Genomic DNA, 20,604 nt, shown 5'->3' with positions numbered 1-20,604 from the left:
TCGTGATCTACCGAGACCGAATCAGGAGGCGGGCTTGGGCTGCGTCAGGTCCCTGATCCCGGTGATCGAATCGATGATGTTGAGGATGGCGGAGGTGCCGCCGTCGAGCGCCGAGCTGCCGGAGTCGAGCATGGCGGAACCGGAGGACGATCCGGCCGAACCCGTGGACGAGCCGCCGTCGGCCGAACCCGAGCCCGCGGAGCCGGTGGCGGCAGACTTGGCCACCGGGGTAGCGGCGGGGTTGGCGGCGGAGGCCACTGCGACCGGGCCGAAGAACAGGGCGGCGGCGGAGACGGTGGCGGCGGCGGCAAAGACCTTGCGAGAGACCATGTACGGAGCTTCCTTTCACAGATGGATAACGACGCCATCACGGCGCGCACCACAAATGTTATGAAGAAGAGATCTGCAAATCCACCTTTCTGATTGTGTCAATAATCACCGTTAATAATGTGCAAACTGCAGATTTTAGCAAGGTAACACAATTTGATCTTCATTCGTCATGCTAATTCCATGATCAAATTCGATTGATTTCTTGATCAAATCGGATTGCTTTCTTGATCAAATTCGATTGATTTCTTCGACGGTGCCACGGAACCGCCTGCGGCGGACCCGATCTCGTAGCGGAACTTCGATCCCGGCACCGTGACCACGAGCCGACAACGTGCTCGGGGCCCGCTGACATGGCGGCGATCCGGCGTTACCGGGCGAGGTTCGGGCAGCCGTGTGTGATGTTGATGTCGCCTTGGGCGCAATCATGGCACCCGGACGCCTCGCCCGAATTTCGAACCAGCGTGGGATGGGCGGTATCCGCTTGCGTTGGAACAGCTTTCAGGACTCATAGGCACCATGAGTGGTAGGTACACGGCGTCCATCAAGACCTCGCCGAGTACTGCCGGCATGCCCCGCGCATGAATTCACTGCGCAGCATGGCGATGAGGATCGCGGCGACGCGTGGACGACGTCCAGCCGCGGGCGCCTGCGCGCGTGCGATGGCCCGGTCGATGATGGTGAGCCGAGGCCCCCTCGCGGCCTCTCCCGATTGTTCGCCCAATTGAGCGAGCCGCCTCGGACCGCTGACAACCGGCGCAACGCCGAACACGGCGTGGGGTCGACCGAGCGGTGCGGCCGCTGGCGGTAACCGGCGGCGCCGACCTGGCGCACACTCGGCAAATTTCAGTAGCTCAGGACTGGCTTCGGCGGTTCAGTGCTTTAGTGCTTGCTTGTCGCATCTCAACTCGCCGCCCCCGTTCGTATTGGCGGATCAGCCGCGCAAGGCCGCCTGGATCGGCGCGCTCGGCAGATGCGGTTGATTATGGGCCGTACGATCCTCGCCGAGTCTTGCGTTGCATGTGGCAAGGCGACTCGTTGACGAGCTGTGCACCCACCCGAGATGTCATCACCTGTAGACGACCGCGCGAGTCCGTCGTTGCCCCGACCGTTCACATGCACAGTTCGATTCGCCGATGTGACTGTGCATTTCAGACTTCACACCTGATTGCGTCGGGTAGATTCTTTCGCACCATTGATCGTGCAATGCTCTCCAGTCTTCGGCGGCCGCGCGGATCCACTGCATTTTCAGCGCCGCCGCAGCCAAGGCGGGTTTCTCCCTCTCGACTTCGTTCTCCCCGTGTGCGGCCCGGTCGACGAGTTCGGTCCACCGCTCGAAGTCCTGACGTAGTGCGTTTTCAACCTTCTTGTGCATTGCCAGCTCCTTAGTGATCTTCTCTCTGAATCTGCACTTCTGGATGGCGCGCTCGGCACGCCGGAGATCGGACCCGCCTGTCGCGAGTATTGGCTCGGATCCCAGAGAACGGGCGCGGTGGTTGGTACGGGTTCGCTGGCGGCCTCGAATGCGAGATCGACCACCATGAGCCGCTGCTCGTCCACCGCCGGGTTCCTTCTTGTTAAGATGTAACCGACCGCAGCCTCGCGGGGATCTCAATATCCTCGAATGCGATGATGCCGAGGGGAAGCTGGCAGATCGCGAGTCGGTTGCGGAATTGGGCTCGCCGACTCGCAGGCACCCTGTCAGACGTGCGGTCGTTGCAACCGAGCGTCCATAGGGCTACCAACCTTCCCAGCCCGAGCTTTTGATATCAACTCGGTCACAGTTTACGCACAATCAGTTAACCATGCATAGAGCGTGGGTAGGGATTGCGACGAAAAACTGCAGGTGCGCCCTCGTCCCGTGGTCCTATCCAGGGAGTTTGCTGGCATATGTGACGCACATCACATCGCCGACTATTGACGGCGTATGCTGCGCCCGATTGGAGACGGCGAGCTTGATGCAGGTGACGCGAACCCGCGATCTGGAAGTCGTTGCATACGCTCAGCAATCGGAATGACCTGATTTATCGCTGTGACCTGTTGTGCCCCTGGGCCGAGACGGCCGCCCGCCGCCCCCGCGGCCGGATCATCGCGGGTCGGTGGTCCGAGCTTCTTCAGGTAGCCCACGGTCACGACCGGAACCAACGGCTTGCGCGATCAGCTCGGACCGAATCGCTACATCCAATCGGTCCGGTTCCGGATGAGTTGCTGTGCCTGTCATGGTTAGCCGCTGTGCGACGGCTCTCGCATCGGCCACTGTGGCTTTCCGACGGTCCAGGTAGCGCCGTATGACCAGTTCAGGCCGATCGGCGTGCGGTGACCAAGAGGTACTCCCACTCCATCCGCCCGTTGCCCATGTCGTGTCGGGAACCGAGATCCGCGAGTTCCTGGTCCAACCGCGCGACCCGGTCGGGTTCCGCGGCAATGGCCTTGTACACGGTGACCGTCGGTCCGTAATAGGCCTTGAAGAAGTCGCGGAACTCGGCGCCGTCGGCGAAACGATCGATGACCGCGTTTTCGCGTCGCAACTCCAGGTCGGCGACCCGATCGCCCAGGAGCGACCGGACATGTGTCTCGTCGCCCCACATCGGGGGCGGCAGCGCACCGGGCGGGGGCGGCGGAGCGAACGGTTTCATCGTGGCGAACATCTGCCCGATGAATCCGGTGGGTGTCCAGTTGATCAGCCCAATCGTGCCGCCCGGCTTGGCGACCCGTACCAGTTCGTCCGCGGCAGCCCGGTGGAACGGCGCGAACATGACGCCTACACACGAGATCACGGCGTCGAACTCGGCATCGGCGTAGGGCAATGCCTCGGCGTCGGCTTCCTGCCACTGCAGGTCGACGCCCCGTGCGGCGGCGAGACGCCGGCCAGCATCGAACAGCTCCGGCGTGAGGTCGCTCGCAATGACGTCCGCACCGGTCTCCGCGGCCGGGATCGCTGCATTCCCCGATCCGGCCGCAATGTCCAGCACGCGCTGCCCCGGGCCGATACGGCAGACCTCGACGAGGCGTCGACCCAGCCCAGGGATGACTTCGGTGGCGACGGCCGGGTAGTCGCCCCGTGCCCACATTGCCCGATGCCGCGCCTTGAGATCAGCCGGGCCGGATTCGATCATCTGATACTCCTTCTGTGATCGGGCCGACGGACGCTGCCGTACCTGATCTATTGACAACAAGTCACGAAGTCGGCTGTTGTGCAGGAGAAGTGAGCGGGTTCTGCTGGTACATCCTTCGATGCGGTACCGCAATCGCCAGTCGCGGCGGTCCTCGGGCTCGATATGGTCAGCTCCCGGTTCGATCGAACCCAACGATACTGCTGGCAGGGCAATCGAGGCTGAGCAACTCGACATTCCAGTACTGACACCGGCTGACAACGAAGCCCATCATCCGGACATGGGTGAAGCGAGCCGTGTGCTGCTGGTGCTGTCCACGATCCGTGAACGTCCCCGGCACCGAGGTCAAGATCGCCGAGGACGTGGTGATCCTGCTCGGAAGCCCAGGGGGACGAGCGGCTATCACGACCGCCGCGATTCCCGGCTCGAGGACCATGCGAACAAACGATCGGTCGGACATTGGGCGACCGAGCATTCACGACTGCCCACCGAAAAGGCCTCCATCTCGGCTTCGACGCAGCGATCTCGTTCGCGCTCCACGAGCAACCCACCGAAACCTCGCAGAAGGGAGCCTTTGATCCGCCACGACCGATAACTGAAACCCGCGCACCGCGACCGCTGCGCGACCGGATCGGACCCGGCGACCCAGCGGCCTCACCGAAGTCGGCGCGCCCTGACGCGGCCCCAGGCCGCGCGATGACCGGCTCGCTCGTCGCGGGCGATGCTCGTGGCGAGATCACCAATCGGTCGGCGATCACCCGACTGGAGAGGCCTTCGGCGATCAGTTCGGCGACCTGCCGTTCTGTCTTTGTGATCCACTCGGACGTGTTGGTAGCAAGCGCGGGGGTATCGGCTCCGCGCAATTGCCGGCGTAAGGAACTTCGCCGAACCGACCGAAAACGGCCGGGGTGCAATAAAGTCGGTAAATCAATAGGCAGAAGCCGTTGGACCGGTGGAATTTTCGGCTTGTATCCGCGACTACCGTTCTCGATCCGGTTGGCGTCCGAAACCGCTTCTCCGCCTATGCCAGCCAGATGCCTCGCTGAGCAACGTAGGTCCGGTGTAACCGATCCGCGACTGCACCCGGCCCCGCACCCGCAGCCGAGCTCGACAATGGACCTGCGGTCAGTATCCAAACGGCGATGTACGCCACGGCGCTGACCGCTACACGTAGTTTCCGACCACGCGCCTGGCACTGACTGTCCGCAGAACCACAGCACGATTCCCCGCCTCGCGGTGGAACGTACCCGCCCCAACACGGGGCTGCCGCCACTGAATTGGGGTATCAATCAGACAGAAAGCGCTTCGTGGCGATACTCCGCTTCGCTGACCCGATAGATGACGTGCGTAGCCGGCTTCAACCTTCTTCGACCCCGCATAATAACGGCCAACTCCTTGGTAGGTAACAACGGAAGGGCGGCCGTTACGCAGCGAGCATTGGTCGATGGAATTCGTGAAATATCGGTCAAGCTCCGCCGTGGCACATAAGACTTTTGCCCGTTCTCATCGACTAGATAATGATAGGCGGTCGGCTTTTCGCCAATTAGACCGAAGCCAACCGCGCGAAAGGCACTACCCTTGAAACCTAAATTCGGGTTCACTGCCGTAATTATGGCCTGTTGCTCAACGGATGCGCTGTCCGCCAACCTCTGAATACTGGCATGAGCATAACCGTACAGCATACTCATGGTGTTTTTCGGCGCGGCCTCGCTATTCCAGGCACGAGTGAGCTCTAGTGCGCATCGATGATCGATCCCCGCCGCGCTGAGAATATTCTTCGTATACGTTCGACTGACGGGGGAGTAGCTAACCACTGCGAATGGTGAATTCGCCTTGTCTGCAAACGCCCCGAAAGCAAGCGAATCGTCTACCCGCGCCGTGTGTAGGTAATGAAATGACTCTATATATGCCCTCGTGAGATCCAAATCCATAGGTCGAAATATAACTTTTTTTCCGGTGAACTTTTCCGTGGCTACAGCTTCACCTATCCTGTCTTGAAAGCGGTCGTCCATGAGCAGCGGCCCTGCGATTTCCGCTCCGGAAGAAAAAGGCGATAACGTCTCGTCGCCATGCTCAGGTAAATCGAATTCCTCCTTGCGGTCCGCATGGAGGCGATGGAGCCTCGATATCTGCTGCGTGGCGATCGCCGTTATGAGATCCAGATTGAGACGGACGCGGTGCTGCTTGATCGCGTGTTCCAGCAGGTCAAAAGCCAAATCTGCAGCGCCTTCCGTTACAAGCCCGGACGCGGTCCGCACCACGTCATCATTACCTGCGAGCCAAATGTCTGCTGGCTCATAGCTACACGCAACAATCATCATTTGAACCGCCAGATCGAACGAGCTCGCCTTGAAGTCGTGCTCTCTTTCGTATCGATCAACCGTATCGACGGTAATTTCGGTGCTATGCAAACGTATCAGTGTAACCAACGGGTTATAGGGCCACGGTTTATGTGCGGATGCGTCGAGTGCGCGCGAGTTGCTCATGTTCGTCGGTCTTCCCTTCTCGTGGAAAGGTATGCGGTGGTGAAGAATCGCTCTCCTGCCGGAAGCGATTACGGACACCGTCGAAGAGGGAAGTACCGATGGGTGGGCGGCTTGATCCTACCTCGAGCCACTTCCGTCGCGACATTCGACGATATGTGGCGAAAGATGAACGGGTATCTATTTAGGAGACATCGGAAATTGCGTCACCATTCAGTGATGCAAGCCGTGATCCGACTTCTTTGAATACTTGATCGAACAGTGGCAGCAGTTTTGGAAATTTCGACACCTTCCTGCGCGCGACTACGCAACTCTCTTGATATTCGGAAAAAGTTGGCCGAGCGTGGTGGCGACCATTTTGTAAGACATGGAAGAATGGAATTATTTTGTCGAGCGCATAAACAAATCTGGCCTCGTCGCAGTCCATCGCCATATATGCCCTGAAGTCTGCGGAGATCGAGGGGGGCAGAGTGTCCAGATCGTGCAGCACTCGGATTTCGGCCGCCTCTTTCTCCAAGGCGCGGGTTTCCGACCGACTGGCGGAATCGAATACCGAGACATCACCGCAGTAGACCTCTTCCAATTCATGGATGAGGGCAAGCCGAGCAATGAGACCGCGATCCAGTCCCGGATCGATGAGATCAGCCACCGCAATAGCGACCAACGCTAATTCGAAGCTGTGCTCGGCGTCGTTCTCTTTCCGAAATCCGCTAGCTGAATCCGGTATTTCATTGGCGCGTGCGATCTGCGCAAGGTTCGTGGAGAACTTTTCCAAGACTGTCGTGACCACGCCCACCTCGGCCAGCTCGGTTGTGCTATCAGCCACTCGGTCTCCTAACACGCTTCCCGGATAAGAGTCCTCTAACTCTACGGGTGCCGGAGCGTCGGGGCCATCCCTCCCGGAAGCCAAACCTCGGGCAGACGGAGGCGTCGCGCGCCGATGGTCCCGCGGTCCAACGATGCCGCCTCGTCTGCGCGGGCCGGGTCTGGGTCGACCGTTGTCACAGTATCCGAAACAGGAACACTCGAAATTTGGACTACCGCTTACGATCTCGGATGCGGTAGTAGTTCTGTCCGATCGCCGGTCCGAGGGCGCCGATCAGATGCCTTCGGTGCGACGGTATTCCAGCACGCCGCGACGACGGTCGGTGGCGCGAAGACTGGCGGCGGTGTTCGGGATCGCCGGCCTGCGACGAACCCGGCATGTTTCGTCCATCTCGTCGCGGTGACATGTCGTTATTTCACTGACAACTCCGGCGCGTCGCACGATTCACGGTCTGTGCGTGAGGAAGCCGTTCCGAATTACGCCCAGCGCATGGGGCGACTCCCGTTGTCTGCGGCCGCCATGGCGATGTCGCACTGGCAGACTCCGGTGCCGACAAGTATCGACAGCATGCGGGCATGCCTTCCCGAGATCGGCTGCGGCATTGCCGGGTCGGACCTACCAGCTCTGGTCGGCCGCGCGCACGAGTATTTCGGTGACAGCTACGCGTCGGGGCCGCCCGACCAAGTAGGTGACCGCGTCGGCGATGTCTTCGGGCGCGAGCCGCTCGATGGAGTTGATCTGGGATCGAACACCTTCATCGGAACGAACAGGTGTCCGCGCGGGGAAGGCCTCAGTTGCTCGGCAGGAAAATGATTGGGCAGGCCGATATGCGGGCTGATAGCGTCCGGGAGACCGTGACATCACGCGAGGAGGTGAGACCCATGAACGTTGTATCGATGTGGGTGCTCCCCCTCGTCGTCACGGTTGGGCGAACGATGTAGGTGTCGCCGGGAGCGCCTGAGAGACAGGGCTATCCCGAAAGGCGACAACCTATGAATTCTGTACATTTCACTTCGGGTGCGGGTGAGCCCACCGTAGTGATCACGCGGGTCGCGCAGACGCAGTGGCACGCGGTGGCGGCCGACCGGGTGGTCGGTCGTGGCGACGTTTCGCGGCGGCCCGACGGTCGGGCCTTCCTCAGCATCGACTCGTGGCACGACGCGGTCTTCGACCAACTCGCCGACGCGATGCTGGCGGAGTTGCCGACGCCGTTGTACACGGTGGTCGACGAGGCCGACCTGGACCTGACGTGCAGTTGGGAGCGTGCCGGTTTCACGACCCGACGCCGTGAGTGGGAATACCTCGTGCCCGCCGACCCGCAGGTCACGGGACTCGATGCGGCGCTCCCGCCGCCGGGTGTCACGATCGTGGCTGCCGGTGAAGCGAAGGAGGGCCCGCTGCGCGCATTGGACACCGCGATTCGCGCTGAGGTCGAGGAAACGGTCGGATGGCAGGAGATGCCGGCCGAGGTGCTGCCACGCACGGACGGGGACACCCTGCTGGATCCGTCGAAGTATGCGGTGGCAGCACAGTCCGATCGATACGTGGGGCTGGTCCGAGTGGTGCAGGTGACCCGGCAGCCACGGATCGGGCTGATCGCGGTCCGGGCTGACCAGCACCGGCGCGGCATCGCCAGGGCGCTGCTTGCCCACGCGCTGGGCGCACTGTACCGCGACGGGATCGAAACGGCATCAACCGAAGTGAACGAATCCAACGCAGCAGCCCTGGCGCTGTTCGAAGGCATCGGTGCCCGACGTGCGAGCAGCAACCTGGAGTTGGTGCTGCGATGACGAACACGGCGAAGAACGGCAGAGGCATCGAAATAGCGGGCACCGTCGTCGAGTGCCTGCGCAACGCCACCTTCACGGTGGAACTCCCGAACGGGCACAAGGTGCTCGCACACATCAGCGGGAAGATACGGAAGAACTACATCAAAATCATGCCCTATGACCGGGTGCTCGTGGAGCTCAGCCCCTACGACCTCACCCGCGGCCGGATCCTCTTCCGGTATAGGACGTAGCAGAGGTGGGGACGCCGCCGAATCGACGTCGCCCCCGACAGACAGCGGTATCGGCGACCGGCTCGAAGCCGGTCGCCGATACCATCTCGTCCGCCGTCACAGAGCCGACATGCACACTCATCGGCACCACCTCGACCAGCCGTAACGCTGAACCCGGCTTACCCCGTCTCTGGCCCCCACGTACCTTGCGGCAACGGTTTTCGCCACTGCCAGTCCCCGCGAGAGCACCGACGGTGCCGGACCCCTCCCATCAGGTACTTGCGACACTCGTCGGTGAGATCGCCAGTACCAGTGCAAATTCGAGTCTCAGGAGAAAGAGATGATGGGAAAGACCCTTGCAACGGTTCTTATTACGGCAGGGTTCGCCCTGGGATCCGGGGGTACTGCGTTGGCGAGACCCAGTAACCTGCACGGTCCATTTTCGAGTCCGCAAAATTGCGAAGCGCAGCGCTCCACCTACAACAACACGGATAACTGCTACCAGAGCAATGGAAAATGGTACTTCCAGTCTTGGGGGTAGATTCTCGCCGTCACCTCACCACAGGATTTCCGACGACCGGCCGTGTCCCGCAGGGCTGCAACAGTTCTCGATCATTTCAATGACAGGCACAGGTATCCGTCGACGGTGGAGACATCACCGGATAGGCCACCCGAATACCCGCACCAACCGGCAACTCCCAGCGTCCGGGGATGCCGGGCAGAGTGCGCTGACCGAATAGTAGAAAGGCACGGCAACTCAGCTGCAGGAGACGAATTGCTGGACGAAGATGCCCGCGGGGTCGGTGGTGTCGAAGCCGGGGCGGGCGGCGCCGGCACGACACCTCCACCGAGCTTGGTGACGTTGCGGTCGAGGATGTTGTCCTTGTGGGTGGGCCTGTTCATCCACCAAGTGGGGGCTGTTCGGGCGGTGGTGAAGGTGTTCGAGCCCCAGTCTGCGTAGGTGTTCTCGGACCAGCGGTTCACGTCGTGGCCATAACTCCTGGTAGTAGGTGCAGGGGTTGTAGGACTTCACGCGGCGCTGGACCTGGGTGAGCACCGGGACACCGTCGAGGTCGGGATCGTCGTGAGAGTTCGCCCCATCGGTCCAGCATTGGCGCCCCTCGGCGTGGCGGGCGAAATCAGCTGCGCTGTTGCGCTCGCATATGCCGACGAGCGCACGCCGCAACTGCCGACGTCCCCGGTGTCCGGGAATTCGTGATGCCCAGCTTGTGGTCAACGATTGCGTTGTGGCACTCCGGCACCCGGGTGTCGATCGGGAGTGCGCAGGGGAACGCCGACGTGGTGCAGGTGTCTCAGCGCCTCGCGGTAAGAGGAGATCAGCCCGGTTTCGTGGTAGCGCACGCCGATTTCGGTGCAGTAGTCGCGGACGATCACCTGGGCGTGCCGCAGGTTCGGCGTCGGCATGCTCGGGAACAAATGATGCTCGATCTGATAGTTGAGCCCGCCGAGGGCGAGGTCGGTCAACGCGCCACCCCGCACGTTGCGGGAGGTCAGCACCTGGCGACGGAGGTAGTCGGGGCGTTCGTCGCCGATCAAGGTTGGCATGCCCTTGTGGTTCGGGGCGAAGATGCAGCCCATGTACACCCCGAAGAGGCCCTGGTGGACAGCAAGGAACGCGAGGGCTTTGTCGGCGGGCAGAAGCGCGAACAGTGCGGCCAGATAGGCGACGAAGTGCCCGCACAGCAATATGCCCTCCAATCCGCGGTGTTTGACCGATCGATTTCTGAGCGCACGTAAGCCGGCCACATGGAGGTTCAGGCCCTCCAGCAACAGGAGGGGGAAGAACAGGAACGCCTGCGCCCTCCCGATGAGACGAGGCAGACCGCGGCTGGACCGTGCCTGCTGTTGTGACCAGACCAGAATGTCGGGCGCGACATCGGGGTCGAGTTCCTCGTGGTTCGGATTGGCGTGATGCCGGGTGTGCTTGTCCTGCCACCAGCCGTAGCCCAGGCCGATGCCGACGTTGCCGACGAGGCGGCCCACGAGCTCCGTCGGCTGCCGTAGCCGGAAGACTTGGCGGTGCGCGACGTCGTGCATGACGAGTGCGATTTGAGCGAACGTCACGGCCATGAACCCCGCGACCAGCAGGGTCCACCACGAATCGCCGATGAGGACGAACGCCGCCCAGCCGGCTGCGAACGCGATCCCGACCAGACTGAGCCGGACGGCATAGTAGCGGGGACGCCGGTTCATCAGTCCCGCGTCGGAGATCCGGCGCAACAGACGGGTGTAATCACCGTCGGCGCCGCGCCGCGGTGACCGCGGAAGTGACTCGGGGACCAAGGCAGGTGTCGTCATAGATCTTCCTGAGAGCTGGGTCGGAGACGCCACCTCGGTCCGTCGACTATGCCGGCTGGTCGACGTCGGAGCGGCGCCGATTTCGATACCGCGAAGCTATCGGCCGGATTCTCGTTACCCGTAACCCTTTGGTATGACATGGAATCGGACTGCAGTGTGATATTGGATGCCGGCCAACACATCCGGGTCGCCGGACCGGACCTCCGCTCACAGCCCCTATACGCACGATCGCGGTCTGTACCTCGAATTCGATATCAACGAGGGCGGAGAACAAGCCCATCCCGTACTGAAGCCGTCGACGGCACCCGCCTCCCGCGCCTGCCGGCAGCATCGGGCTGATACACGACAGCGAACTGTCGAAGCGGCGTCCTGCTGGTCGCCATCGGCATAGTGCTCGCCGCACTGAGCTCGAATACACTCGCTGATGCGAATCCTGGTCGCACCCCTCGCCGGGCTACTGCTCACCTCCGCGTGTTCGCCGCCCGATGTTGGTGCGCCCGAGCCCGGCCCGGCTACCTCGTCCGAGATATCGGATTCAGCGGGCGCACTGGGCTTTCCGGCCGCAGCGGTGGCCGCCTATCAGCTCGGCGGACCGTATCCGCCACTCGACGGCACAAAGATCATGGTGCGAGCCGGCACCCGCCCCGGCTTCTACACCAGCTGCTATGTCAACGGAGCCCGGTGAGTGTGACCTACGGCTGGTTCAGCAACGCGATCTCCTCCTCATCGGAGGCGACGGCCGTCCCCTGATCGCCGAGAACTGGCCCGACGACCCGGTCGTCGACAGCGGGGAAGCGGACCCAGCTCGCCCGTGTCATCGCCGAGACGGTCAGTGTTGCGCCACAAAGGAATTCGACGCGCAGGCGAAAATAATTCCGCCGAACTCGGCGAACAAGGTAGACGGCAAGCGCGTTTCGATGTCGCGATCGCCGAAGAATGCCTGCGCTTTCACGAGTGAGACCGCTACGCCGCTGGATACGGCGAGCGTGTCATCGACATCGCAGTTGCTGAACGGGCCATCCGTTCCTCACCGGTTTACGACGCTCTTCGCGCCCACCATGCGCACCATGCTGAGAATCGGGAGCCCGATCACCAAATGCTCGACCGCCGTGGAGATACCCACCCAGAGGTGGCTGGACAGCGCCAGTGGAATGATCACTGCCGCGGCAGTGAGGATGCCCACGATCCAATTGAAGAACAATTCCGGTGACGGAGTACCCAGGCGCAGCAGATACCAGAGTACCCCGGCCAGCAGCGCGCAAATGAACGCCACGGCGGCAAACCAGTACGCGTGCTGGGCCATCGGGTTCCACACCCCGAACTTGCCGCTCTCCGTCACCCGGGTGGCGATGATCTCGATGATCCAGGCGCACAGCCAGGCCGCGAGCGCGGTCACCACCGCCGCCGCGAACACACCACCGGCGAACGTACCGATGTTGACGTCCGGCCCCTGCTGTGGTCGAGACTGCCGGTCCGGATAATCGGACTGCTGGTACGTGCTGTATCCGTGGTCTCCGCGGTATCCCTGGTCTTGGTCGTATCCCTGGTCTTGGCGGTATCCGTGGTCTTGGCTGTATCCGTGATCCTGGCTATACGCGGGGTCGCGGTAGTTCCCCGGCTGATAACCGGATTCGTAATGTGCAGTGTGCTGGTCGCGCGGATCCCTGGGGTACAACCGCCGATCACCTCCGTCGAGAGCATGCATGTGCGTCGAGTGTAGGGCGACGGCGAACAGGCTGCTGCCCGCTTGTCTGTTCCAGCCCTGTGTTCACTCGGGGTCGGCACAGCTTGCCATACGTCATCCGCGGTAGGAGTCTCTGTCCCGAGACAGCCATGTTCGCCCACACTTTCGGTTGCTCAGGTGAAATCAGTTGGCGGGCTTGCCGAACCAGCGGGCGAGGTGGTAGTTCAGCTCCTGCTGGTGCTCGCCGATCCAGGCGATGTGGCCGTCGGGGCGCAGCAGGATGGCCGGAACATCCAGTGCCGCAGCGTGATCGGCGATGAGGTCGACTCGGTCCGACCAGCCCTCGACCCTCAGACGTTCGGTGCGGTCGAGTACCAGGGGGCGGCCTCGATGCAGTCGGTCGTAGAGGCGGCCCTGTTTCAGGTCGATATCGCGCAGGCGGCGCCCGAGCAGGTCGGGGCCTGCGCCGAAGTCGTAGCGGATGCCGATCGCGGTGATCTTCTCGATCAGATAGCGGTTCACCTCGTCGAAGTCCATCAGTTCGGTGAGCAGCCTGCGCACGGACCGCGGGCCTGGTTCGGTGGACAGCAGTTCCATCTGGGCGCGGGTGTTCTCCAGCACGTCTTCGGCGACCGGATGACGTTCGGCGTCGTAGGTGTCCAGCAATGTCTCCGGTGCCCAGCCGCGGATCTGCGCGGCCAGTTTCCAGCCGAGGTTGACTGCGTCCTGAACGCCCAGGTTGAGGCCCTGACCGCCGGTGGGCGGGTGGATGTGCGCCGCATCGCCGGCCAGCAGCACCCGACCGACCCGATAACGCTCGGCCAGCCGGGTGGCATCGCCGTAGCGGGACAGCCAGCGCGGGGAGTGCACACCGAAATCGGTTCCGGCGATGGCGCGCAACCCTTGTTTGAAATCCTCGAGGGTGGGCGGTTCCGCGTGATCCTCGCCGACTCCCACGGTGGGGACGACGACGCGATAGACCCCTTCGCGGAAGTGCCCGAGACTGAATACCTTATTTGTCTCGCGGATTTCGGTTACCTTGGCGGCGATCTCGTCCTGCGGCGCACCCACTTCCATCTCGCCCATCAGCGTCTCGGTCCGTGCGGGCTCGCCGGGGAAGCCGACGCCGAGCAGTTTGCGCACCGTGCTGCGCGCGCCGTCACAGCCGATGAGGTAACGCGAACGCAGCCGTTCCCCGTCGGCCAGCTCGACGGTCACCCCCTGTTCGTCCTGCTCGAAACCGGCCACCGCACAGCCGCGCCGGACTTGCGCACCGAGTTCGATCGCATGTTCTTCGAGCAGATGATCGATGACCGGCTGCGGAATGCCCAGCAGATAGGCGTGCGCGGAATCCAGGCCCTCGGGCGCGGGTTTGGTGATGGCGGCGAAGATACCGCCGACCGGACGCTGCCTTCCCCGCTCGAGAATGCGATCCAGCAGTCCGCGCATTGCCATCAGCTCGAGACTGCGAATATGCAGACCGACTATGCGAACGAACGATACGGGCTCGGTTTCCTTCTCCAGAACGAGTACCCGCACATCGTGCAGCCGCAGTTCGGCGGCCAGCATCGCGCCGGTCGGCCCGCACCCGGCAATGATCGCATCGAACATGAACCACCCATTCGCCCGATTCTCTGCCATCCCAGTCTCCGTGCGTCCCCGTCGTCAAGGCGCGCTCGAGTGTGCACCCATCTCACTGACTCCGGATTTCCGCAGGTCCTGGCATCGGTCGCCTATTGTGTGGCACCCCCGGGTCTTGCCGCAAGCGATATATGTTGAAAGGGGGAGGGGAGCATGCCGTGCGGATCGGTCAGTCGATCCTTGTGTGTCGTTGTAGGAATTCGGTGACAGTGGCGATGTAGTCATCGGGGCGGCTGATCGGTAGCGAGTGGCCGCCGTCGGCAAATCTGCGGGACTCCGCCGCGGGGTGACGGTCGCGTAGCCGCTGGGTGTGTGCGGTAGTGATGAGCGGGTCGTCGTCGGCCTTGATGATCAGGGTTGGTCCCTGCCAAGCGGGTTCGGATTGCCGGTGCGGAAGCTGTTGTGCCGCATCGAGTAGCCGCAGGTAGGAGTTGATCGCGCCCTGTTGGCCGCCGGTTCGGGTGGCGGCATCGACGCTCTTTCTGTCGTGGTCGCGGTCGAACGCTGTCGCGCGGTCGAGGATGGAAGTCATATCGGCTCCGAACTGTGACGGATCGGCTCGGCGGATCACCGTTGGGTGCTGTGTCGGCCGACGCCTGGGAGGAATCGGCCGGTTGTGGCGGTGTAGTCGCGGTAGTCGTGGGCGTGGACGCGCAGGAGGTAAGGCTCTTCGACGATGCGGACCTGGAGTTCGATGGTCGCCAGCAGCAACGCGAATCCGGCCAGCGCCATGATGTTCGGAATGATGAGGGCGATGCCTGCGGCGAATATCAGCATGGCGGTGAAGATCGGATTGCGTACCCATCCGAAGACGCCGCCGCGGACCAATGTTGTTGTCTCGCTGGCGTCCACGCCGATGCGCCACGACTCGCCCATATCGTTCTGCGCGTACAGGGTGGCAGCGATACCGGCGATCGCGAGGACGATTCCGGTGGCCTGGATCGGTCCGGCGGTCAGGACGTCCAACCCGGCCAGCACGTCGGTCAGTTGCAACAGCGCCGCCGAGACGCCGACGACGATCGCGGCGATGAAGCCGACTCCGGCCAGCCATTCCAGCGACCCGGGACGCCCGCTGATGCCGCGGAACCCGGTCGATCCGGTGCGGCGGTGCTGTTGCCAACTGCGCCAACCGAATCCGAGGACGCCGAAGAGGAAATACAGGATCAGTGCGACCGCTGCCATGGTGATGTCCTATCCGCTCGCAAGATTGTTCGGCTTTACAGGGCAATCATATGCACACATCACTATATGTTCAATCGTTTGTCCGGCGCGGAGCCGTGTAACCCGAATGTTGTCCGAACATATCGACGTGCATTAGATTGACTCATGTGAATGCGGACCGCTGCGACCTGTTGTGCATCGACTTCGACCATGCCGAGTCGCTGCGCACCGCGCTGCCCGCGGTGGAGCAGATCGCCGTGCGCGCCGAGCGGCTGCGAGCGTTGGGGGATCCGACCCGGTTGCGGATAGCGCATGCCCTGCACGTGGGCGAGGAGTTGTGCGTGTGCGATCTGGCGTGGATCGTCGGCGCGTCCCAGGGGTTGGTGTCACATCATCTGCGTCAGTTGCGGTCGGCGGGTTTGGTCGACTCGCGTCGGGACAAGAAGCTGGTCATGTATCGGCTCAACCCCGTCGGCCACGCCCTGCTCGAGGCCGCTGTGGGCGCCTCGGCGACGGGAGACCCGGTATGAGCGATGCCTGCTGCGGCGCTGACCAGCGCGACCACGACGATCACGACCAGGACGCAGCGCAGCGGATCCGGCAGGTGCGGGAACTGCGGTTCGCCGCGGTGGCCGGATTGTTGGTGGTCGCGGGTTTCGTTGCCGGACTGGCGGGTTCGCACATCGTGGGTGTGGTGGCGTATCTGGGTGCCGCGGTGATCGGTGGCGCGACGTTCGTGCCCGATACGCTGCGTGGACTGCGGCGTGGCCGGATCGGGGTTGGCACTCTGATGACGATCGCGCTGGTCGGCGCTTTGGTCCTGGCGCAGTTCGCCGAGGCCGCCGCGTTGGCGTTCCTGTTCTCGATCAGCGAAGCCCTCGAAGACTATGCACTGACCCGCACCCGCCGTGGCCTGCGCGTCCTGCTGGCTCTGGTACCGAGGCAGGTCATCGTGCTGCGTGCGGGCACCCAGCGCACGATCGAGCCGGACGAGCTGGTCGTGGGTGACCGGATGGTGGTGCGGGCAGGGGAACGGGTCGCCAGCGACGGCATCGTGCGCCACGGGCGCTCCACGGTCGACACCTCGGCGATCACCGGCGAATCGATGCCGATCGAGATCGGACCGGGCGATACCGTGTTCGCGGGTTCCATCAACGCCACCGGTGCGCTGACGATCGAGGCTACCGCGACCGTTGCGGACAACTCGCTGGCCAAGGTCGTGCGGATCGTCGAGGACGCTCAGCAACGCAAAGGCACCCGCCAACGGATCGCCGACCGGATCGCGCGCCCGCTGGTGCCCGCGATCATGGTCCTGGCCGCGGTGATCGCGGGAGTCGGTGCGCTACTGGGGGATCCGGCGACCTGGATCGAACGCGCGCTGGTCGTGCTGGTGGCCGCCGCGCCGTGCGCGTTGGCGATCTCGGTGCCGGTCACCGTCGTCGCCGCAGTAGGTGCCGCCAGTCGCCTCGGCGTGCTGGTCAAGGGCGGTGCGGCGCTGGAGACACTCGGCGCGGTCCGCGCGGTCGCGGTCGACAAGACCGGCACCCTGACCCGCAACCGACCCGCCGTCACCGAGATCGCGCCCGCCGACGGCGTCACTGCCGAACAGGTGCTGGCGGTGGCCGCAGCGTTGGAATCCCGCAGCGAACATCCCCTCGCTGCCGCGATTCTTTCCGCCGCACCACAATCCAGGCCAGCCGACGAGGTGACGACGGTCCCCGGCGCGGGGGTGGAAGGCGTCGTCGACGGACGCCCCGCGCGGCTGGGCAAGCCCGGCTGGATCGCGCCGGGCCCCGTGCAGGCCGAGGTGACGCGGCTGCAGGACGCGGGCACAACCGTCGCGGTCATCGAGCACGACCACACGGTGCTGGGGGTCATCGGTATCCGCGACGAACTTCGCCCCGAAGCCGCCGAGACGATCGGCGCCCTGCGCGCTTCCGGGGTCTCGGTGAGCATGCTGACCGGCGACAATCTGCGCACCGCAGCAGCTTTGGCCGCCCAAGCGGGTATCACCGACGTACACGCCGAATTACATCCCAGCGACAAGGCCACCCTCGTCGAGCGGCTGCGCGCCACCCATCGCGGCGCGATCGCGATGGTCGGCGACGGCGTCAACGACGCACCCGCCCTGGCCACGGCCGATGTCGGTATCGCGATGGGCGCCATGGGAACCGACGTCGCCATCGAAACCGCCGACGTCGCACTGATGGGCACCGACCTGCGCCATCTACCCCAAGCACTCGCCCACGCCCGGCACGCTCGCCACATCATGTTGCAGAACATCGGCCTGTCCGCCGCGATCGTGCTGTCGCTGGTCCCACTAGCCGCTTTCGGCGTCCTCGGGCTGGCGACGGTGGTCCTGATCCACGAGCTCGCCGAAGTCTTCGTCATCGGCAACGGCATCCGCGCCGGGCGGCTACGCCCACTGCCCGGCGCGACCAAACCCGAACCCATTGCCCCACAACAACTTCCAGCGAGCTCATCGTCGGTCGATACCGACGGGTGTGGCTGCCGCGCGCCTACCACCACACAGATAACCCCCAAGGTCACCGCAACACCGCTCCCGCTCACCCTCCGCGACCGCTGATCACTCGAGCGTTGCTCTGGTTTCGATGCCGGCTGCCGGGCAGGTTCCGGGAGCCGGGCGGTCTGTGGCGCTACTGGATGACGATCTCTGTGGGCGTGGAATATGTACTGGCCCGGATGCGGGAAGCGAAGCATCGCAGATGCCGCGTTGGCCTGGCCCTGCACGATGGTGTCGGTGAATTCCGTTGGCTGCAGGCGGGTTCCGGTGGGGTAGTGGTCGATGGATGTGGAAGCTGTTGACGGGGTCGGATTGAACCCATTGCGCACATGGTCGACGACGGTGCCCTTGCGGAATGTCGGTCCGCTGACCCCACCGCCGTGACCACCGGTGTTCGGCTTGCGGACCCGCCGGATCCACGGGACTCGCCACGGCCGGTCCTGGCTCGTACAGCGGCAACGCCCCGAGCGCGAGGCCCGTCGAGGCTGTCACGGCACCGCCGAGCATGAACCGACGCGGTATTTGAAGATGTCATGCCAACCCGTCGTGACCATCGACAGCAAATCGCCAGAGTGTCAGCCAACCCCTGGGCCAGCACGACCAAACCGGTGGTTCGGCAGCGGTTTGCGAAAAATCTTCGCGGACAGCGATGACTCCTGCGACAGTGCTCCGTCCTATCTGCTGAACGCGCTACCAACCCGGCGCGACCGACCAGAAGGACCAGAAATGACCACCGTCAACCCCTCCGCCAACTTCTCCGACGACCTCACCGACCGTCCCGGCAAGATCCGCAATCGCGTCCTGTGGACCCTGCAGATCCTGCTCGGCCTGTTCTTCATCATCGCCTCCGGTGGGCCGAAGCTCGTTATGCCGAACACCTTGATGGACAACGCCCCCGAGAATCTGACCATCCCCCTCGGGCTGCTCATCTTCATCGGAGTTGTGGAGGTCGCGGGCGGTTTCGGCCTGATGGTGCCACGGCTCAGTGCCCTGGCTGCCGCGGGTCTTTCCGTTCTCACCGTGCTCGCCGCCGGGACGCAGGCTTTCATCGCCGACATGCCCTCGATGGGGATTTTCCCATTGGTGCTCGCCGCGATCTTCGCCTGGATCGCCTACGAGCGCCGCGCCACCATCACCGATCTGCGCAACTCGCTCTCGCGATGACAAATCCATACCTACGACCGGCGATCGGTGGCCCACCCACCGATCGCCGGTCGTGCGTTCTCGCCATCGATCCCGTCTGGTCGGCGGCGATCGATCCAGCGGCCATCACGTCCGCGCGGCGGTGACGGTGGCGCTCGAACGTGGGCTGGGGCGGCCCGGACCACGCCATCGTGGGCGCAGGGCAGCGCTCGTCGCAGCGCGTGCAGGGATTCGCCCTGGACAGCGGGACAACGAGGATCATTTCATTCCCTTACCGACTTCCTTGCCGACAGACTCCTGATAGATGTCGGCATATGTCCGTGAGTCTTTTACCAGGTCATCGCAGAAGGCCGCGACATCATTGCCAAGGAGTTCCATGACTCCTTTGTCGGCTGCGATCCCTTCCTCGAAGAAATCGAGAATCCCCGAGAGCAAATTCCCGTCGACCAGTTCGACTGGCCCGATCTTGAAAAAGTATTTTTGAATCTCCTTGTAGACGATCTGGTAATCGGGTGGGAGCGCCTTGACCCGCGCCACGTGCGCCCGCCACTCTCTCTTACCTTCGATGATGTCGCGGATGCCCACCTTATCCTCCTAGCCGGCCCAGTTTCCTGGCAACGTTCTTGTTCAACTGCTCGCGCCACCTGTCGCGATAACTCTTGGCCCCTTCTGCGCCAGCAATTGCCGCACAGAAGCCTTTGATGTCGTCGCCAAGTGCCTCGTGGACACTCTGCCCCTCTGACGCTGTCACCTCTATGAACCCTAGAGTGCCGTCGAGAATCGGCATCAAGTTGCGGCCCGTGAAGCCCGAGTAGGGGAAGAGATGGATCTTGATTTCTTGCCACGCCGCTTGATATTCGGTCGGAAGGGCCTCGGCTCGAGCTTCGAAGGCTTGGTATTCCCTGGTTAGATCGCTGCCTGTGATTGTCTCCCAGAAGTTCATTTCTTGCTTTCCTTGAGCTCATTGATGCGCGATGAGAGGTATTCCCATTTCGCCCAGAATGTCGCGAGTTCTTTGCGTCCCGCGGCGTTGAGTGCGTAAAATTTGCGCGGCGGGCCGACTTCGGAAGGTCGTTTTGAAACATCGACCAGACCGTATTTCTCCAACCGCAGCAGGATGGCATAGACCGTCCCTTCGATGACGTCTGCGAAACCGAGCTCATTCAGCCGGCGCGTGATGGCGTAACCATATGTCTCCTCGGTGTCGATGATCTCGAGGACGCAGCCTTCGAGCGTACCTTTCAGCATCTCCGTCAAATTGTCCGTGGCAGCCCTCTTTCGATCGACTCAAGCTATTCAGTGGTACTGACTACCACTAGACTGTATCACAGAGTAGATGGCGAGAGACCCCCCTTGCCCGGCCCCGAGCGTCTCCGTTCCGCCG

General features: G+C 63.1%; 23 protein-coding genes. 6 read left to right on the top strand and 17 right to left on the bottom strand.

The features are described 5' to 3' along the window. Positions 1–21 precede the first annotated feature (21 nt). The 6 genes from AB0L58_RS40685 to AB0L58_RS40660 form a co-directional block, all read right to left on the bottom strand. Positions 22–330, bottom strand: coding sequence for a hypothetical protein (locus AB0L58_RS40685; protein WP_364396250.1), 309 nt, complete (start codon positions 328–330; stop codon positions 22–24). A 1,066-nt stretch (positions 331–1,396) separates the two neighbouring features. Beyond that, positions 1,397–1,702: a hypothetical protein gene (locus AB0L58_RS40680; RefSeq protein WP_364396247.1), complete on the bottom strand. Its 306-nt coding sequence runs from the start codon at positions 1,700–1,702 to the stop codon at positions 1,397–1,399. A gap of 922 nt (positions 1,703–2,624) precedes the next feature. Next, a complete protein-coding gene (locus AB0L58_RS40675) occupies positions 2,625–3,443 on the bottom strand; it encodes a class I SAM-dependent methyltransferase (protein WP_364396245.1) in 819 nt (272 codons plus the stop codon). 47 nt (positions 3,444–3,490) lie between these two features. Next, positions 3,491–4,636 carry a LuxR C-terminal-related transcriptional regulator gene (locus tag AB0L58_RS40670; protein WP_364396280.1) on the bottom strand — a complete coding sequence of 382 codons (1,146 nt, stop codon included), beginning with the start codon at positions 4,634–4,636 and terminating at the stop codon, positions 3,491–3,493. A 93-nt stretch (positions 4,637–4,729) separates the two neighbouring features. Beyond that, positions 4,730–5,851 (bottom strand): hypothetical protein, encoded by a 1,122-nt coding sequence (locus AB0L58_RS40665; protein WP_364396243.1) that lies wholly within the window; start codon positions 5,849–5,851, stop codon positions 4,730–4,732. 256 nt (positions 5,852–6,107) lie between these two features. Then, complete coding sequence (locus AB0L58_RS40660) at positions 6,108–6,749, bottom strand: HD domain-containing protein (RefSeq protein WP_364396241.1); 642 nt, start codon at positions 6,747–6,749, stop codon at positions 6,108–6,110. Positions 6,750–7,741: 992 nt separating this feature from the next. Between AB0L58_RS40660 and AB0L58_RS40655 the strand changes: the two genes are divergently transcribed. Continuing rightward, positions 7,742–8,539 carry a GNAT family N-acetyltransferase gene (locus tag AB0L58_RS40655; RefSeq protein ID WP_364396239.1) on the top strand — a complete coding sequence of 266 codons (798 nt, stop codon included), beginning with the start codon at positions 7,742–7,744 and terminating at the stop codon, positions 8,537–8,539. After that, positions 8,536–8,769, top strand: a complete 234-nt coding sequence (infA, locus tag AB0L58_RS40650) for a translation initiation factor IF-1 (RefSeq protein WP_364396237.1) — start codon at positions 8,536–8,538, stop codon at positions 8,767–8,769. Before AB0L58_RS40655 ends, infA begins: the two co-directional genes overlap by 4 nt. 591 nt (positions 8,770–9,360) lie before the next feature. Here the strand turns inward: infA and AB0L58_RS40645 are convergent. Together AB0L58_RS40645 and AB0L58_RS40640 are read right to left on the bottom strand one after the other, a co-directional pair. After that, entirely contained in the window at positions 9,361–9,732 is a 372-nt protein-coding gene (locus AB0L58_RS40645; RefSeq protein WP_364396235.1) for a hypothetical protein, read from the bottom strand. Between the two features lie 249 nt (positions 9,733–9,981). Then, positions 9,982–11,067 carry an acyl-CoA desaturase gene (locus AB0L58_RS40640; RefSeq protein WP_364396233.1) on the bottom strand — a complete coding sequence of 362 codons (1,086 nt, stop codon included), beginning with the start codon at positions 11,065–11,067 and terminating at the stop codon, positions 9,982–9,984. 424 nt (positions 11,068–11,491) lie between these two features. On the opposite strand from AB0L58_RS40640, the gene AB0L58_RS40635 reads away from it, so the two are divergent. After that, positions 11,492–11,752, top strand: coding sequence for a hypothetical protein (locus AB0L58_RS40635; RefSeq protein WP_364396231.1), 261 nt, complete (start codon positions 11,492–11,494; stop codon positions 11,750–11,752). 7 nt (positions 11,753–11,759) lie between these two features. Here AB0L58_RS40635 and AB0L58_RS40630 read toward each other — a convergent pair whose 3' ends face one another. The 6 genes from AB0L58_RS40630 to AB0L58_RS40605 all read right to left on the bottom strand — a co-directional run bounded on the left by AB0L58_RS40630 (position 11,760) and on the right by AB0L58_RS40605 (position 15,574). Further along, complete coding sequence (locus AB0L58_RS40630) at positions 11,760–11,885, bottom strand: hypothetical protein (protein WP_364396229.1); 126 nt, start codon at positions 11,883–11,885, stop codon at positions 11,760–11,762. Positions 11,886–11,896: 11 nt separating this feature from the next. Then, positions 11,897–12,019, bottom strand: a complete 123-nt coding sequence (locus tag AB0L58_RS40625; protein WP_364396227.1) for a hypothetical protein — start codon at positions 12,017–12,019, stop codon at positions 11,897–11,899. 75 nt (positions 12,020–12,094) lie between these two features. Further along, positions 12,095–12,772 (bottom strand): hypothetical protein, encoded by a 678-nt coding sequence (locus AB0L58_RS40620; RefSeq protein ID WP_364396225.1) that lies wholly within the window; start codon positions 12,770–12,772, stop codon positions 12,095–12,097. A 162-nt stretch (positions 12,773–12,934) separates the two neighbouring features. Beyond that, the gene (gene rox / locus AB0L58_RS40615) at positions 12,935–14,362 is read right to left on the bottom strand and encodes a rifampin monooxygenase (RefSeq protein WP_364396277.1); all 1,428 of its coding nucleotides are present in this window, start codon (positions 14,360–14,362) and stop codon (positions 12,935–12,937) included. A gap of 199 nt (positions 14,363–14,561) precedes the next feature. Next, on the bottom strand, positions 14,562–14,924 hold the full coding sequence (locus AB0L58_RS40610) for an alpha/beta hydrolase (protein ID WP_364396223.1): 363 nt from the start codon (positions 14,922–14,924) through the stop codon (positions 14,562–14,564). A gap of 35 nt (positions 14,925–14,959) precedes the next feature. Then, positions 14,960–15,574 (bottom strand): isoprenylcysteine carboxylmethyltransferase family protein, encoded by a 615-nt coding sequence (locus tag AB0L58_RS40605; RefSeq protein WP_364396221.1) that lies wholly within the window; start codon positions 15,572–15,574, stop codon positions 14,960–14,962. 137 nt (positions 15,575–15,711) lie between these two features. On the opposite strand from AB0L58_RS40605, the gene AB0L58_RS40600 reads away from it, so the two are divergent. The 3 genes from AB0L58_RS40600 (at position 15,712) to AB0L58_RS40590 (ending at position 19,241) form a co-directional block, all read left to right on the top strand. Then, positions 15,712–16,083, top strand: coding sequence for a metalloregulator ArsR/SmtB family transcription factor (locus tag AB0L58_RS40600; protein WP_364396219.1), 372 nt, complete (start codon positions 15,712–15,714; stop codon positions 16,081–16,083). Next, entirely contained in the window at positions 16,080–18,140 is a 2,061-nt protein-coding gene (locus AB0L58_RS40595) for a heavy metal translocating P-type ATPase (protein WP_364396218.1), read from the top strand. The genes AB0L58_RS40600 and AB0L58_RS40595 overlap by 4 nt, the downstream gene beginning before the upstream one ends. A gap of 663 nt (positions 18,141–18,803) precedes the next feature. After that, entirely contained in the window at positions 18,804–19,241 is a 438-nt protein-coding gene (locus AB0L58_RS40590) for a DoxX family protein (RefSeq protein WP_364396217.1), read from the top strand. Between the two features lie 237 nt (positions 19,242–19,478). Here the strand turns inward: AB0L58_RS40590 and AB0L58_RS40585 are convergent, their stop codons facing one another. Genes AB0L58_RS40585 through AB0L58_RS40575 form a run of 3 tightly spaced genes read right to left on the bottom strand, consistent with a single transcriptional unit; the run spans position 19,479 to position 20,468 of the window. Next, positions 19,479–19,805 carry a DUF1048 domain-containing protein gene (locus AB0L58_RS40585; protein WP_364396215.1) on the bottom strand — a complete coding sequence of 109 codons (327 nt, stop codon included), beginning with the start codon at positions 19,803–19,805 and terminating at the stop codon, positions 19,479–19,481. Position 19,806: 1 nt separating this feature from the next. Further along, positions 19,807–20,163, bottom strand: coding sequence for a DUF1048 domain-containing protein (locus AB0L58_RS40580; RefSeq protein WP_364396213.1), 357 nt, complete (start codon positions 20,161–20,163; stop codon positions 19,807–19,809). After that, positions 20,160–20,468: a PadR family transcriptional regulator gene (locus AB0L58_RS40575; RefSeq protein WP_364396211.1), complete on the bottom strand. Its 309-nt coding sequence runs from the start codon at positions 20,466–20,468 to the stop codon at positions 20,160–20,162. Before AB0L58_RS40575 ends, AB0L58_RS40580 begins: the two co-directional genes overlap by 4 nt. Positions 20,469–20,604: the final 136 nt, after the last annotated feature.

It is taken from the genome of Nocardia sp. NPDC052112 (assembly GCF_040680135.1).
Classification (GTDB): Bacteria; Actinomycetota; Actinomycetes; order Mycobacteriales; family Mycobacteriaceae; genus Nocardia.
Note: the sequence above shows the minus strand (reverse complement) of the source record. Positions and strands in the feature narration are given on the sequence as shown.